14 protein-coding genes and 1 tRNA gene are annotated in these 14,578 nt (G+C 44.6%); 8 read left to right on the forward strand and 7 right to left on the reverse strand.

Going from position 1 to position 14,578, the window contains the following annotated elements; genetic code table 11:
- Window positions 1–2: 2 nt before the first annotated feature.
- Both VEJY3_RS19545 and VEJY3_RS19550 read left to right on the forward strand, forming a co-directional pair.
- Window positions 3–1,463: an NAD(P)/FAD-dependent oxidoreductase gene (locus VEJY3_RS19545; RefSeq protein ID WP_014234151.1), complete on the forward strand. Its 1,461-nt coding sequence runs from the start codon at window positions 3–5 to the stop codon at window positions 1,461–1,463.
- Window positions 1,435–1,788: a RidA family protein gene (locus tag VEJY3_RS19550; RefSeq protein ID WP_014234152.1), complete on the forward strand. Its 354-nt coding sequence runs from the start codon at window positions 1,435–1,437 to the stop codon at window positions 1,786–1,788. The genes VEJY3_RS19545 and VEJY3_RS19550 overlap by 29 nt, the downstream gene beginning before the upstream one ends.
- 58 nt (window positions 1,789–1,846) lie before the next feature.
- Here VEJY3_RS19550 and VEJY3_RS19555 read toward each other — a convergent pair whose 3' ends face one another.
- A complete protein-coding gene (locus VEJY3_RS19555) occupies window positions 1,847–2,227 on the reverse strand; it encodes a cystatin domain-containing protein (protein ID WP_014234153.1) in 381 nt (126 codons plus the stop codon).
- 264 nt (window positions 2,228–2,491) lie between these two features.
- Between VEJY3_RS19555 and VEJY3_RS19560 the strand changes: the two genes are divergently transcribed.
- Window positions 2,492–3,013, forward strand: coding sequence for a lipocalin family protein (locus tag VEJY3_RS19560; protein ID WP_014234154.1), 522 nt, complete (start codon window positions 2,492–2,494; stop codon window positions 3,011–3,013).
- 59 nt (window positions 3,014–3,072) lie between these two features.
- Here VEJY3_RS19560 and VEJY3_RS19565 read toward each other — a convergent pair whose 3' ends face one another.
- From VEJY3_RS19565 to VEJY3_RS19580, 4 genes are all read right to left on the reverse strand, one after another.
- Window positions 3,073–4,068, reverse strand: coding sequence for a succinylglutamate desuccinylase/aspartoacylase family protein (locus VEJY3_RS19565; RefSeq protein WP_014234155.1), 996 nt, complete (start codon window positions 4,066–4,068; stop codon window positions 3,073–3,075).
- 149 nt (window positions 4,069–4,217) lie between these two features.
- Window positions 4,218–4,535 carry a cytochrome c gene (locus tag VEJY3_RS19570; RefSeq protein WP_014234156.1) on the reverse strand — a complete coding sequence of 106 codons (318 nt, stop codon included), beginning with the start codon at window positions 4,533–4,535 and terminating at the stop codon, window positions 4,218–4,220.
- A gap of 78 nt (window positions 4,536–4,613) precedes the next feature.
- Window positions 4,614–5,618, reverse strand: a complete 1,005-nt coding sequence (ltaE, locus tag VEJY3_RS19575; protein WP_014234157.1) for a low-specificity L-threonine aldolase — start codon at window positions 5,616–5,618, stop codon at window positions 4,614–4,616.
- A 19-nt stretch (window positions 5,619–5,637) separates the two neighbouring features.
- A complete protein-coding gene (locus VEJY3_RS19580) occupies window positions 5,638–6,153 on the reverse strand; it encodes an NUDIX hydrolase (protein WP_014234158.1) in 516 nt (171 codons plus the stop codon).
- A gap of 360 nt (window positions 6,154–6,513) precedes the next feature.
- Between VEJY3_RS19580 and VEJY3_RS19585 the strand changes: the two genes are divergently transcribed.
- The 5 genes from VEJY3_RS19585 (at window position 6,514) to dld (ending at window position 13,154) form a co-directional block, all read left to right on the forward strand.
- Entirely contained in the window at window positions 6,514–8,175 is a 1,662-nt protein-coding gene (locus tag VEJY3_RS19585) for an ATPase RavA domain-containing protein (protein ID WP_014234159.1), read from the forward strand.
- A 9-nt stretch (window positions 8,176–8,184) separates the two neighbouring features.
- Window positions 8,185–9,639 (forward strand): ATPase RavA stimulator ViaA, encoded by a 1,455-nt coding sequence (gene viaA / locus VEJY3_RS19590; RefSeq protein WP_014234160.1) that lies wholly within the window; start codon window positions 8,185–8,187, stop codon window positions 9,637–9,639.
- Window positions 9,640–9,876: 237 nt separating this feature from the next.
- A tRNA-Cys gene (locus VEJY3_RS19595) sits at window positions 9,877–9,950 on the forward strand.
- Between the two features lie 206 nt (window positions 9,951–10,156).
- Window positions 10,157–11,059 carry a LysR family transcriptional regulator gene (locus VEJY3_RS19600; protein ID WP_014234161.1) on the forward strand — a complete coding sequence of 301 codons (903 nt, stop codon included), beginning with the start codon at window positions 10,157–10,159 and terminating at the stop codon, window positions 11,057–11,059.
- A gap of 388 nt (window positions 11,060–11,447) precedes the next feature.
- A complete protein-coding gene (gene dld, locus VEJY3_RS19605) occupies window positions 11,448–13,154 on the forward strand; it encodes a D-lactate dehydrogenase (RefSeq protein ID WP_014234162.1) in 1,707 nt (568 codons plus the stop codon).
- A gap of 102 nt (window positions 13,155–13,256) precedes the next feature.
- On the opposite strand, the gene VEJY3_RS19610 is transcribed toward dld, so the two are convergent.
- Together VEJY3_RS19610 and VEJY3_RS19615 are read right to left on the reverse strand one after the other, a co-directional pair.
- Window positions 13,257–13,565: an AzlD family protein gene (locus tag VEJY3_RS19610; protein ID WP_014234163.1), complete on the reverse strand. Its 309-nt coding sequence runs from the start codon at window positions 13,563–13,565 to the stop codon at window positions 13,257–13,259.
- Window positions 13,562–14,293 (reverse strand): AzlC family ABC transporter permease, encoded by a 732-nt coding sequence (locus VEJY3_RS19615; RefSeq protein ID WP_014234164.1) that lies wholly within the window; start codon window positions 14,291–14,293, stop codon window positions 13,562–13,564. The genes VEJY3_RS19610 and VEJY3_RS19615 overlap by 4 nt, the downstream gene beginning before the upstream one ends.
- Window positions 14,294–14,578 lie beyond the last annotated feature (285 nt).

Here is a 14,578-nt window from a genome sequence, read left to right on the forward strand (position 1 = left end):
TCATGCAAGTCGAAATACAAAATGTGGTAGATGTGTGCGTGATTGGTGCTGGCCCGGCGGGTATGAAAGCCGCGGTACGCTGTGCTGAGGCAGGTGCCAGCGTCACCGTTATTGATGAACAGCCACGTCCAGGCGGTCAAATCTATCGAGCGGTACGAGAAAATGGCCATCCTAACGGCGATGTTTTTGGTCCTGATTACCTTCGTGGATCTGCGCTAGTCAAAGCCTTTAATAAGGCACCGATCAAACATATAGCCCAGGCAACATTGTGGCGTATTGATGACGACAATACGGTGTATTGGAGTCAACACGGAAAAGCACAAAAGACTGTGGCTAAGCAGATCATTATTGCGACTGGTGCAATTGAACGCTCTTTTCCGTTTTCTGGCTGGACATTGCCCGGAGTGATGACGGCGGGTGCTTGTCAGATCATGATGAAAACATCAGGTTTGGTACCTAAACAGGCAGTGATGGTTGGAACCGGACCACTGCTTTATCTGTTAGCTGCGCAAATGATTGACGCTGGTGCACCACCTAAGGCGATTGTCGATACCCAACAATCGGACAGCTATGTAAAAGCCATCAGTTATGCTTCAAATGCCTGGAAAGGGCGCAAATACCTGATCAAAGGACTTGGTCTGTTAGCCAAATTACGTAAAGCAGGTATAAAGCGTTACACGGGCGTAACTGACATTGAGGCTGAGGGTTCAGACAGTGTGAAACGCCTCAATTTTCAATGTGGCGGAAAATCGATCTCGTTAGAGACGGAAACGGTACTGGCGCATATTGGTGTGATTCCTAACGTGCAATTAACCAGAGCGATGGGCTTAGATCATTACTGGGACAAGCTGCAAGTTTGCTGGAAGCCTGCGCTGGATGAAAACAATATGAGCTCTCGCCAAAGTGTTTACATTGCTGGAGATAGCGGTGGAATTGGCGGTGCGCTGGTGGCAGAACTTCAAGGAGAGCTGGTTGCTGTGAATGTGCTCAGCGCTCTACCTATTGGAGACAGCCAACATCAGATCAGTGAGTCGGCAACACTTAAAAAATCAATCCAGCATGAACTGGCCGTGCGACCGTTTTTAGACACATTGTACACGCCGCCTAAACAAGCACTGGTACCATCTGATAAAACTATTGTGTGCCGCTGTGAGGAAGTCACGGCTGGACAAATTCGACAGCATGCTGCCGATGGCGCAAATGGTATCAATCAAATTAAAACCTTTACCCGTTGTGGAATGGGACCATGCCAAGGCAGATATTGCGGCTCGACCGTGGCACATATCATTAGCGATAAAATCGGGCAATCGATGGAACAAGTCGGATATTACCGTCTGCGAAACCCAATAAAGCCGTTAAAACTGGGTGAGCTCGCAAGCTTAACGCCAGCAAACAAATCATTTATGAAAAAGTATAAGAGTGAAGGAGTGAACAATGAGCGAGATTCAAAGACAGTACACTAACCAGCGTATGAGCAAAGTAGTGATTCACAATGATACGGTTTACCTATGCGGCCAAGTTGGCGTGCGTGGCACAAGCGTTGCGGAGCAAACCGAAGAAGCACTGAAAAGAGTCGAAAGCCTGCTTATCGAAGCGGGAAGTGACCGCAAGCACGTACTTCAGACCATTGTGTGGTTAGCCGATATGAAAGACTTTGATGAAATGAATGGTGTATGGGATCAGTGGTTTGAAGAAGGTTATGCGCCTGCCCGAGCATGTGGCGAAGCCAAACTTGCCAGCCCAGACCTCAAAGTGGAGCTTATTGTTACAGCCGCACTTAAAAATTAAAACCTAGCGGTCTTATATGCCTAAAAAGCCCCAGATTAGGGGCTTTCAAGGTTTGAAATCACTGTTCGCAGAATTTCCCTTCGTGTGGTGATTGTGTAATAGAGTAGTCACCATCCAAGTTGCGATAAACGATCGTGTTCCAAACCACACCATCACCCATTTCAAATTCAATCGCGTAATTCACGCCGCTGACGATTTGTGCATGAACATTTATAATTTGTTTGAACGATGAAGCTGAATCCATTTCTGTCAGTACAAAAGCCATCGCCTTTTGAACGTCGGGTGTAGACTTAAACATTTTCCACCCACCTGGCATATTTCCCTGACTACTGCATACGTCTGCCGAGGCTGTTATTTCTGTCGTCTCTTCGGGACTGTTTTGTTGGCAACCAACAAGCAATACCAAAACTGCACAAGCTGACATTGTCTTAAACTTCATAACAATAACCTCAATTTATATCGGGGCGTATTATAAAAGGCTCCTATGCAGAGAAATGTCTATGTTGTGCAAACTTTCGATAGGCAGGACGTCAAAATGCAAAATAAATAACTGAATTTGTAGGAATATTTGTAGGAACGGTACTTTAATTACCAAAAACATAGGTATGATTGTGATGCCCCCCATACACAAACAAATAGGGTTTATGATCCGTTTTGGATCATATTCAGTAAAATCAGTCACTAACTAATATGGGAACTTGTAATGAAATTGATAAAGTCGCTTCTGTTGCTGTCTGTCGCTGTTTTATTTGGTTGTACCTCGAAGCCCGAAGGTATTGAGCCAATTCAGAATTTTGAACTGAAACCTTATTTGGGGAAATGGTTTGAAATTGCGCGATTAGACCATTCTTTTGAGCGCGGATTATCCAATGTAACCGCTGAATATGAACTTCGCGAAGACGGCGGTGTAACGGTAATAAACCGTGGCTATTCACAAGAAGAACAAAGTTGGAAGCAAGCGGAAGGGAAAGCGTATTTTGTTGAAGAACCGTCAACTGGCCATTTAAAAGTTTCTTTCTTTGGCCCATTTTATTCGTCGTATATCATCTTTGAGCTTGGTGAAGATTATGATTACGCGTTTATATCTGGCTACAATCGCGACTATCTTTGGTTGCTATCACGTCAGCCGCAAGTGGATTCAGCAACGCTTGAAAGATTCAAACAAGTAGCCCGAGACAAAGGCTTTGCTGTAGGCGAGTTAATTCTGGTTGATCAGACTCAATAGCTTAGACGGTAGATAGAATAATCCCCCTTAATCGGGGGATATGATAGAACTGTTTAATGCTATTTAATCAGGCGAACTAGGAGTGATCCCGCCGCTCGAATCGATTCGACATTATGGCTGATGACGGTGCCCGAAGCAGGAGCAGTGTACCGTTGTATCTCGTCTCCAAAACTATCATATTGGATTGCCACCAGTTGACCTTGGTCCACCGATTGCAAAATATTGACTTGAGGTAGTACGAAACCACCCAGTTCTGCTCGAACGTTTACTATTTCACGGCCTTCCACACAAGACTGAATCGGCGTTGGAACACCAGAAAGCAATTCGAACTGTTTAAGAATATTGAAGATACCGGTTACCGTCCGATCGATCAGAGCTTGATCGGTATAACGTCCTGTCCCAACTTCAACCGTGACAGCTGGTACTCCCACGTTGTTCCATGCCGTTTCCAATACACCATTTTCGCCCGGATCATCCAAAATAATGTCTGGATTAATATGGCGCGCCATTTTTAACGAGTCCTCAATGCGGAAATCGGCGAAGACATAAAGTGGGTAGGCTGCGCCGCTGGTTTGGGTGTGTAAGTCTATTGCTAAGTCAGCATTTGGCTTTAATAACTGATTCCAAAGCGTGTACAAGTAGCGGTTCGCTTCATTACCGAACTCGTTGCCTGGAAAGAAGCGGTTTAGGTTCGCGCGTGCAGCATCCGGGTCAGGAGAACAAAAATCCCGGCTTTTATTCAACATGCCGCTCAAGTTGATCCCCGGTACGATGGTTACTGTACCAGCAAGGTCAGCGCCAATCAGTTCCCTGGCCGTTTTTTGTGCTGCCAATACTCCGTTGTATTCGTCACCATGAACACCAGCGGTAATCATTATTTTCTTACCAGGTTTCTGACCTTTAAACACGAGTACAGGCAGGTGTTGCCATTGCGAAAGTGCATTGGTTGCAATACGAAACCAGAACTTATGTTCACCGGATGGGAGATCTTCCACATCTAGGGCTTGTATTACTTTGTGTCCTTGAATTACGTCATCGGAAAATTGTGTTGCCATTAAGGTGATCACTCCAAAAAGCATTTGTATTGATGCTTGCTTACTGAATTGGATTCTAATAACCGATAGGGTAAAGAGTACTAGGAGAAAGTGCCAGTAGAATTGTGCAAGTTAACTTTATGTCGCCGTAATTTTAGAGTACATCAATATCAACGAGTTAGTTGTTCCGCATAAAACGCAGCCACGTCTTTCAGATCTTCATCATTGAGCATTTTTAATTGGCTTGCCATCATTTCTGCTAAGGGGCCTTGGCGCTCACTGTTTTGATAGGACTTCATTGCGTTAAATAGATACTGAGCGTCCTGGCCTGCGAGGTTAGGGTAAGTTTCATTGACACTGATGCCCGTCGCACCGTGACAATAGACACAACTGGGTGACTTAATTTTACCTTTGGTTGCGTCACCAGAAGGGTTTGCCATGGTGGCGGGAGCAAAAATAACAGAAATAAACAACAGGTACTTTAACATTAGCGAGCTCTTTATGGTGCGAATACTCGCTGTAGATTAAAGCTTCCCCTAAGGGGAAGCTCAATGATCAAAATCAAGTCAGAGAGCAGATTTTAACGCAGATAAGAACGTGGCAACATCTTGTTCTGAAATGTCTTTATGGGTCACAAATCGGATAGGATTCCCCGGCGTGATAATGATGTCTTGCTGTTTTAGTTTCTCAGCGATGCTCGCGATATCCACTTGAGGCTGTAACTTAGCAAACACAATGTTGGTTTGGACTAAATCAGGATTGACAGAGAACCCAGGAAGTTCTGCCAATCCTTGAGCTAGCGTTTTGGCATTAATATGATCTTGCTTTAACTGGAGGACTTGCTCGGTAATCGCGAGTTTACCCGCAGCGGCTAAGATACCTGCCTGGCGCATTCCACCGCCAACCATCTTTCTTAGGCGTCGTGCTTTTGCAATGTACTCTTTGCTACCGAGAAGGAGAGAACCAACAGGTGCGCAGAGTCCTTTTGAAAGGCAAATGGTCATTGAGTCAAAATACTGCGCAATTTCTTTAACAGGTACATCGAGCGCCACTGCAGCGTTAAACACGCGTGCACCGTCAAGGTGTAGCTTGAGGTTGTGCTGATTAACAAATTCACGAGCTTCTGCAAGATAGGTAAGCGGTAGAACCTTACCATTTATGGTGTTCTCAAGACTCAGCAAACGCGTTCGAGCGAAGTGCATGTCATCGGGCTTGATTGCAGCTGCGAGTTTATCAAAAGGTAAGGTACCGTCGGGATTATTCTCGATTGGTTGAGGTTGAATGGAGCCTAAAACCGCCGCGCCACCCGCTTCGTATTTGTAGTTGTGCGCTTGTTGGCCGCAAAGGTACTCGTCTCCGCGCTCACAGTGAGCCATCAAACCTAACAAGTTCGCTTGAGTGCCAGATGTAGTAAACAGGGCTGCTTCAAAGCCTGCTAGTTCTGCAGCGTATTGCTCCAGCTCATTCACTGTTGGATCATCACCGTAAACGTCATCCCCAACTGGCGCTGTAAACATGGCTTCGCGCATGGCTTGAGTCGGTTGAGTTACTGTATCTGATCGAAAGTCCATGAATATCTCCTCTTAATCCCTAAATATATCCGCAAAGTCGAGCTTTGCTTAAACAAGCGATAGTTTTAGCATCGGTAATCGTGCCGTCGATAATTTTTTCTTCTAGCTGTTTTAGTGACAGCGTCACTACTTCAATCACTTCGTCTTCATCACATTCATAGCGATGAGTCGCGGTTAACTCCTGTGCGATAAATAAGTATTGGATTTCATCACAGAAGCCAGCTAAAGGCGTAACTTGTCCGAGCGAAATAAATTTTTGTGCGCTAAACCCGGTTTCTTCTTCCAGTTCTCGCTTTGCACATGACAAGGGGTCTTCAACACCTTCGCGTGTTCCTGCCGGCAGTTCAAGCAACCATTTTTTCAGAGAAGGACGAAACTGATTCACAAGTACGACTTCATTGTTCTCTGTTATAGGCAAGATAACCGCCGCTCCAGGGTGATGAATCGTGGTGTGTGAAATGACCTGACCAGTGGGTAGTTCAACGTCTTCTTCTACCAGTGAGATTTGCTTCCATTTATGAATGGTTTTAGTCATGAAGTGGTAATCCAAACTATTAAGGCTTGTATGAACATTAACGATATTCGTCATCAAACAAAAGTAAAAGTCTGTTTACAACCCAATAACTTGTACAGAGTAAACAATTCTATTGTGTGATTTCTTTGAGCTTGTGTCAGCGAGAAATCATTGCGTTCTGTATCTGAAATCCATTCTAACACTACAAAAGTGTACATATTTTCAGTGATATGCATCTCATAAATGGAAACTTTGATTGCTCGGCGATGTGCTAAGTAAGCATCTGTTATAAGGGGAGGTAGAATAAATTACACTTGTAACAAAGTGATAACAAATGTATAAAAATAAATATACCGCATCAGTCCAGCAGCCGGAGCCCTCATGATACAACCCTCTTTTGCATCTAATGCCGATAAAGCACTTCTTTCCGAGCGTATCAATAAGTTAGCGAAAGCGTTGACTGATGGCGTTTACGAACGTGAACATACCATCAAACTTTGTCTTCTAGCAGCCCTTGCTGGCGAAAGCGTTTTTCTTCTCGGCCCTCCGGGTATTGCGAAAAGCTTAATTGCTAAGCGCTTAATTCAGGCGTTTGATAACAGCAGCTATTTTGAATACTTGATGACTCGATTCTCGACCCCAGAAGAGGTGTTTGGCCCGCTTAGTATCCAAGAATTGAAAGATAACGGCCGTTATGTCCGTTTGACTGAAGGCTACCTTCCGACGGCTCAAGTCGTTTTCTTAGATGAAATTTGGAAAGCTGGTCCAGCAATCCTGAATACTTTGCTGACAGTAGTGAACGAAAAAACATTTAAAAACGGCAGTGACATCGAACGCGTACCAATGCGTTTGTTGGTATCGGCATCGAATGAACTCCCAGACGAAGACAGCGGCTTAGACGCATTGTATGACCGTATGCTGGTACGTGTGTTTGTAAACCGTATTCAGAACAAACAGAATTTTAAGTCAATGCTAACCGTGGGTACTTCTCAGGAAGCAAAAATACCAGAAGGCCTGGCGATTACCGACGACGAGTATCATCAATGGCAACAACAGTTCGATAAATTGTCGTTGACAGATAATGCTTTCGAAAAGCTGTTCCAGCTCAAGACCATGTTAGAAAGTAAGGTTGAAGCTGAGTTTGGTGATATCGCGAATACGGACATGTATGTTTCCGACCGACGCTGGAAAAAAGCGGTGAAGCTACTTAAAGCGAGCGCGTTCTTTAATGGCCGAGATGAGATAAACCCGCTCGATCTTTTGCTTCTGCAAGACTGTTTGTGGAACAGTCCTGAATCTCGTGATGTCGTTCGAAATGTTGTCCAGGAATTTGCATTGAAACACGCTTTCGATCAGCAAGATGCAGAACAAGAAATCGAATATTGCCGAGAGTCACTAATCGACGTGCAACACGAGCTCGAAGATACCTACCGCATGACTCTGACATCAGAAGCCGCAACGGGCATTCTGCGTAAAGAAACCATGCGTTTTGATACGTCTAAAGCGAAAAGCTACAAAGTCGGCGCGGCGGTGAACTTAGTGAAACTAGTGATTTTGCAGAGCAACATGTCGGTATCTGAATCTGAGAAAGGTGACAGTCGCTGGGTGTATGTTCCTAAGGACGAACTAGACCGCGTGATTAAAGACGGCCACGGTGATGTGTACGGTTATGTGAACCAAAACACCAATATGTGCCGCTTACGTTTTGATGTCGACGCAGCCAATAACCTGGTGATTCGTGATATAGCCAATCGAGGTATTCTTGTCGGCCTAGTGACGCAAGAAGGTTTAGATATGGAACGCTACCAAAATTGGCTTGCTCAGAGTGAAAAAGCAGTGAGTCAGTTAAGTGAAGCAGAACATCACATGCGCAAAGTCAAAGCCAACTTTCACGATGCGCTGCCACACAGTTTTGTCGACCCAGAATTGCCGCGTTTAATGGAATCGAGTCTGCAACAGGTTAGCCAAAGGCTTGAATCTATCCAGGGAGAAAGCGAGAAAATTGTTCAGCGCTTTAAGAACTTACAACAGTTTTTCTCGTAAGGAGGCTTCATGTTAGGTGCAGATGGATTCAACTTGGCATTGATGATAGCAGACTCGGGGATCATCGACAGCGCAGTTAACGATCTTATGGCCCGCTCTCAAGTCATGATGATGGCAGAAAACCGAGGAGTAAAATCCTCCGTGAAAAGTCACCTGTTAAAATGGCGTGGCAATGTTAAGAAGCGTATTACTAAGGTATGTGAAACAGAGCGATTTCAGCAAGAACTTGCTTTGTATCAAGAAGTGATTCACTGGAGTGAAGATGAGTTTTTTGATCGCATCGAAGACGTAATCAAAAAGCTCGAATGGCACTCTGCCTTTTACATGCAAGCGCGTCGTATGATGGAGAAGAACAAAGGGGTCAACAACCCGATGTTCCCACACTATTTTTGTGACCAGTGGTACCAGAGCTTGGCGGATGCCATCAAACAAGCTCAGGTGAGCGAACTGGAAGCGAATAAAGAAAAAGTGCTCAACGATCTTTATCAGCGTATGGAAACCATGCGCAATATGGATAAAGTGACCGAGTCTGGTGATGCGGAAAGCGTAGGTCGATTATGGGATATGGCGTCTGCCAAGTTGAGTAAGACCGACCTTACGGTAATGAAGCGTCATGCGGAGTTTTTGAAAAAGCATAAAGGTTTACAAGAGATAGCTGAACAACTTGGTCGTATGGCAGGGCAGGTGAATGATCCTGATCTAAATCGCGCTCCGGCTGAAGAATTGCAAATGGTTGAGGAAAAGAGTGACGAAGCGACCGACGACATTGTTGGTATTCACGAAAGTGACGATTTAAATAAACTCCTCCCAAATGAAACCATGTTTTTGGCATATCCAGAGCTTGAAGTTGTGTTCTATAAACATCTTGTCGACAAGCGTTTGATGAACTATCGAACTCAGGGTAAATCTCGTACGCTGCGTAAAGTGAAAGCGCATCGCCCTGATAACAAAGCGGTGGATATCGAAAAAGGTCCATTTATTGTCTGTGTAGACGCGTCAGGCTCAATGAGTGGTTTTCCAGAACAATGTGCTAAGGCAATGGCGTACGCACTGATGCAAATTGCGTTAGCAGAGCAACGTGACTGCTACGTCATCATATTCTCTACCGAGCACATTACTTACGAACTGACTAAACAAGATGGTTTGCGCGAGGCGGCTGATTTCCTGACCTATAGCTTCCATGGCGGTACCGATTTGGAACCGACCTTGATCAAATCTATCGATCTGATGAGTGGTGACAAGTACAAAAACGCCGATATGGTGGTGATTTCGGATTTCATTGCACCAAAGCAGCAGGATGAGCTACTCGAAAAAGTAAACGCGCTTAAAGCGAAGAAGAACCGTTTTCATGCGATCAGTTTGTCCAAATACGGTAATCCGGCGTTAATGTCGATGTTTGACCATGTGTGGTCTTATCATCCAAATGTCGTTGGGCGATTACTCAAACGTGTAAGCAACGGTTAGATAAACAATCAAACATAATAAAGCGGCCACTTGAGCCGCTTTATTTTTGCAGAGTTAGCAAGGCACAGAAACAAACGAGAGTGCTAATAAATACGCAAATTGCTCGAGTCTTGATCTAACTGTCTTAAAAGGAAGCAAACAAACAGGAAATAGTGGATTTATGTTTGACTATCTTTTCTGAATCCGTAAAGTAGCAACCAACGCAACGGGGGAGACCTCTTAACGCGTAAATGTGACGGCGCCTTGGCAGAGTGGCTATGCAGCGGATTGCAAATCCGTGGACCTCGGTTCGATTCCGGGAGGCGCCTCCATAAATTATTCAGATATGGCTTCATACTTATCAAAGTTTGTCTTAGCGATATCTCGATGCTAAAAGCATCAACATTAAGCCAGCGAAAGCTGGTTTTTTTGTATCTGCCGTTTAGGTGGTGTGATTGGTATAAGTGTGACTCTACTTTCAGCACCTGTTACATAATCCACCTACAATACGCTCTTCTAAAGGATTTAATGAAGCAGCATGAGAAACACCGACGATTACATCATCTTTTATCATTTGGTCGAGCAGGGCTCGTTTAGTGGTGCGGCTAAGCAAATGGAGCTGACCAAGTCTGTGGTCAGTAAACGCATTGCGAAGCTCGAGCAGGGTCTCGGTGTTCAGTTGCTCTATCGTACGACACGTACCATAACCCTGAGTGAAGCGGGTCAGTATTTCTTTGAGCACGCAAAATCCGTTTATAAGGCGGTTGCTACTGCAGAAGAATCAATTGTTGGGTTAGGTAAGGATTTATCCGGCAACATCAAAATTACCGTTCCTACTATTTCTGGCGAATTGATTCTGCCTGGTGTTATTGCTGAATTTAATAACAAATACCCTGACATCAAGATCGATATGGAACTTGATAATCGTTTCGTCGACATCGTGAATGAGCGCTTTGATTTGGCGATAAGAACGGGCGTATTGCCAGACTCCAGTCTGATCGCAAGAAAGCTTGTCGACGCAAACTGGATAGTGTGTGCCTCACCTCAATACCTTGCCAGACATGGCATTCCAAAGCAGCCTACTGAGTTAGAAAAACACAACTGTCTCGTTTATTCTTACCAGGAAACGGGCGCGCGCGAATGGGCTTTCAAAGATGGCGAAGACGTGTATCAAGTGACGGTAGATGGCAATCTATGTATTAATAACTCGTCGGTTCTAAGAAATGTCGCACTTTTAGGGCAAGGCTTAATCTACGTTCCCCGCGTTTTGGTTTATGAAGATTTAAAACAAGGCCGATTGATCCAACTGTTCAAAGAGGAAACGGCAAAGTGTCTCGGTATTTATGCTGTGTATCCTTATACAAGGCAACAGCCAGAAAAGGTTAAAATCTTTATTGACCACTTATACGCCTGCTTTCAAAGCCAGAGCCATCGCTTTTAATTTCTCTATTTGGTACATAAACGCAACATTCCCAATGTGTTGAATGATGTGTTTGTGCTTCGTTCACACCATTTAAATCTCCTTCCTATTTAGCACGTTACGTGGCTAAGCCAAAATGTTCACAAACCTAATATCTTGACACTGCGCACACATGTTAACGATTGGTTTTGTTATTGTTTCTTTTGGGAAACAATCTGTTTCTTTCGTTAAATTTTATATAAATCATACCTAACATCATGATAATTAAAAACATTATTGTGATTGTTTGTCGTTGGATTCAGATTGCTCGAATGACATCGATAGACGCAGGAAAATGGACTGCTTATAGTGAGCCAAACTCAATCAACCCAGTTTGAGTGAGTGAAGCAAAATAACTAGAGATACGGATATGAAACAAAAGCAGCTGATAGAAGAATTTAAAACGATCGTCGGTGAAGAAAACGTCCTGACCGATCAAGTTAAAACTAAGTATTACCGTTCAGGTTTTCGCTCTGGTAGCGGTACAGCGCTTGCAGTCGTGTTTCCTAACACATTATTAGAACAGTGGAACATCATCAAACAGTGTGTCGAGGCGAACTGCATCATCATCATGCAAGCGGCGAAGACAGGTCTGACTGAAGGGTCTGCTCCAAGTGGTAATGATTACGACCGCGATGTTGTCGTTATCAATATTACAAAAATTAAGAAAATTCATTTGCTCGATGGTGGCAAGCAGGCGGTTTGTTTACCGGGTGCTAGCTTACACTCACTAGAAAAATCGCTTAAAGCCGTTAACCGCGCGCCACATTCCATTATTGGTTCCTCTTCGTTAGGAGCGACCGTGGTGGGCGGTATCGCCAATAACTCTGGTGGCGCGTTAGTTAAGCGAGGACCGGCATACACGGAACTGGCGATTTATGCTCAGGTGGATAAGCAGGGTAACCTGAACCTCGTTAACCACCTTGGTATTGAAGGCTTGGGTGAAACCCCGGAAGAAATTTTGACAAACTTGCAGGAAGGTAACTTCGATCCTGGCAAGATCATTCACGATGATCGTATGGCTTCGGATAAAGAGTACGATGAGCGTGTTCGTGATGTTACCTCTGATATCCCATCTCGTTTTAATGCCGACGAACGACGACTCTTCGAAGCCAGTGGTTGTGCGGGTAAACTTGGTGTATTTGCGGTTCGTGTCGACAGCTACCCAGTACCTGACAAAGAGCAGGTCTTTTATCTTGGTACGAATGATCCAGCAAAATTAACTAAGCTAAGAAAAGATTTTTTATCGACTTTCGAAAACCTGCCAGAAATGGGGGAGTATCTACACCGCGATATCTTCAACATGGCAGAAAAGTATGGCAAGGATGTATTTCTTTCCATCGACAAATTGGGTACGGACAGATTACCTAAAATGTTCGCGCTGAAAGCGAAAGTAGAAAACTTTTTAGAGCGTGTGCCTTTAGTTAGTAAGTATCTGCCAGATTCCATTTTGTATTACGCGAGTAAGCTGTTTCCGCAACACTTACCTGAACGCATGCTGGATTACCGTGACAAGTACGAACATCACTTGATACTAAAAATGAGCGATGGCGGTATTGCAGAAGCTCAAAAATATCTGCAAGAAGTATGGGCGGTTGAAAGCGATTGTGATTTCTTCGAATGTACCCCAGACGAAGGCAAAAAAGCGTTCTTACATCGTTTTGCGGCGGCTGGAGCTGCGATTCGTTATGAGACCATTCATCGTAAAGATGTGGAAGATATTGTTGCGTTAGATATCGCGCTGCGCCGTAATGACGAAGAATGGTTGGAAACCTTGCCAGAAGAAGTGAGCAAGAACTTGGTTCAGTCGCTCTATTATGGCCACTTTATGTGTTATGTGTTCCATCAGGATTATGTGTTCAAAAAGGGCACAGATACCAAGCTGATGAAGAAGCTAATGCTAGAGCATCTAAACAGCCGTGGTGCGAAATATCCAGCTGAGCACAATGTGGGGCATTTGTATGAAGCGGAGAACTCGTTGCAGACGTTCTACCATCAATTAGACCCAACTAATACCTTCAACCCGGGTATAGGTAAAATGGATAAATATAAGCGTAACTGTAACTGCTGCGCTTAATTCATTCCGTTTTAAGTGAGTCCTTATAAAAAGTAGAGCCCCTCCACGCATTGTCGTGGAGGGGCTTTTTGTTTGGAACGCTTAGCAACTAGGTTTGTTCCTCTAAATTGCCCGCACTGCTGCAGCAGCGACTATTCCGGCTGCAATAGCAGGTAGCGGTTTTTTGACGATGAACATCACTACGGTAGTAGAAAGCAGTGCCATGCGCGCCCCGATGTCACCTTCAACGGCAATTGGTGCTAAAAGAGCAACTAACACGGAGCCGGACATGGCAGTGATAAAGCGTTGTACGCGCTCGCTAATAGGAATGAATGACATCACAAATACGCCACCCCATCGCGTCGCTAATGTCACTAGCCCCATGGCGAAAATAATAAGAAGCGTACCGCCAAAACTTGTTTCTATGCTCATGCTTTTTTCTCCTTCCAACAAGCGCCAAGTATGCCACCCGCAAAAGCGCCAACCACCACGTGGCTATTTTCAGGTAGGTACCAGTAAGCCAGTAAAGAAGACCCAGCTGCGGCTCCCCAAATTGCGAATATACGTAAGTTTTTAGGGCCAACTACAACCATAGACAGTAAGAAGCATCCCATTACCATATCCAAACCAAGGCTTACAGGATCTTTTATTGCGCCACCGAAGTAGATGCCCATCCAGGTACCGACGATCCAGAAGCCCCAAAGTGCTAAGCCACCACCTACGAGTAAGCCGAGACCAGGTTCTTTTTTAGCAAATGCATTCATTGCCATTGCCCAGTTCGCGTCTGATGCAACCAACATGACACCGTAACGTTTAGCGGGTGGTAGTTGACGTAACCACGGGTAAAGTGTCGCCCCCATTAGCAGGTGACGTGCGTTGATCGCGAAGACGGTGATCAGTACTGGAATCAATGGGACTTCGGCTCCCCACATTTCTAACGTCGCAAATTGAGAAGCTCCCGCGAACACGAGGCCACTCATTAACAATGTAGGAAATGCGTCTAAGCCAGTCTGTACTGCCGCTACACCGAACGCGAGACCGAATATGACCACGAATATGGACAGGGGTAATAGTTGTGTAAAGCCACTCCATACATCCATACGCGTAAATTCGTGCAGCGTACTCGAAGGAGTTTGGATATGTTGTTGATTTTCTGTCATAGAAATACCTAGCCAGCGGGAAAGGAGGTTACCCAAGTAAGATGATTGTTATGTTTTTGTAAAGCGTATCTCTATCATCAATTGTGGCGGTTTTCAAACACAAACGGCGTTTATAAGAAGATCCCATAATTGAAGTGCCAGCATCACATCGACTCAATGAGCCATTGTGGCTGATTGAAAATAAGTTGCGAAGGAATTGGGGTAACTATGATGAGTGAATTATCTTCAGTTTGCGCGCGGTTTATACCGGTCGGATCGCTTTTTAAGCACTTAAATCAAAAAGAT

Origin of the sequence: Vibrio sp. EJY3, from assembly GCF_000241385.1 — a bacterium.
Taxonomy (GTDB): domain Bacteria; phylum Pseudomonadota; class Gammaproteobacteria; order Enterobacterales; family Vibrionaceae; genus Vibrio; species Vibrio natriegens.

Excerpts from the sequence above, each read along its gene's own strand:
- VEJY3_RS19545 (WP_014234151.1), top strand. The coding sequence starts at position 3 with ATGCAAGTCGAAATACAAAATGTGGTAGATGTGTGCGTGATTGGTGCT.
- VEJY3_RS19550 (WP_014234152.1), top strand. The coding sequence starts at position 1,435 with ATGAGCGAGATTCAAAGACAGTACACTAACCAGCGTATGAGCAAAGTA.
- VEJY3_RS19555 (WP_014234153.1), bottom strand. The coding sequence starts at position 2,227 with ATGAAGTTTAAGACAATGTCAGCTTGTGCAGTTTTGGTATTGCTTGTT.
- VEJY3_RS19560 (WP_014234154.1), top strand. The coding sequence starts at position 2,492 with ATGAAATTGATAAAGTCGCTTCTGTTGCTGTCTGTCGCTGTTTTATTT.
- VEJY3_RS19565 (WP_014234155.1), bottom strand. The coding sequence starts at position 4,068 with ATGGCAACACAATTTTCCGATGACGTAATTCAAGGACACAAAGTAATA.
- VEJY3_RS19570 (WP_014234156.1), bottom strand. The coding sequence starts at position 4,535 with ATGTTAAAGTACCTGTTGTTTATTTCTGTTATTTTTGCTCCCGCCACC.
- ltaE (WP_014234157.1), bottom strand. The coding sequence starts at position 5,618 with ATGGACTTTCGATCAGATACAGTAACTCAACCGACTCAAGCCATGCGC.
- VEJY3_RS19580 (WP_014234158.1), bottom strand. The coding sequence starts at position 6,153 with ATGACTAAAACCATTCATAAATGGAAGCAAATCTCACTGGTAGAAGAA.
- VEJY3_RS19585 (WP_014234159.1), top strand. The coding sequence starts at position 6,514 with ATGATACAACCCTCTTTTGCATCTAATGCCGATAAAGCACTTCTTTCC.
- viaA (WP_014234160.1), top strand. The coding sequence starts at position 8,185 with ATGTTAGGTGCAGATGGATTCAACTTGGCATTGATGATAGCAGACTCG.
- VEJY3_RS19600 (WP_014234161.1), top strand. The coding sequence starts at position 10,157 with ATGAGAAACACCGACGATTACATCATCTTTTATCATTTGGTCGAGCAG.
- dld (WP_014234162.1), top strand. The coding sequence starts at position 11,448 with ATGAAACAAAAGCAGCTGATAGAAGAATTTAAAACGATCGTCGGTGAA.
- VEJY3_RS19610 (WP_014234163.1), bottom strand. The coding sequence starts at position 13,565 with ATGAGCATAGAAACAAGTTTTGGCGGTACGCTTCTTATTATTTTCGCC.
- VEJY3_RS19615 (WP_014234164.1), bottom strand. The coding sequence starts at position 14,293 with ATGACAGAAAATCAACAACATATCCAAACTCCTTCGAGTACGCTGCAC.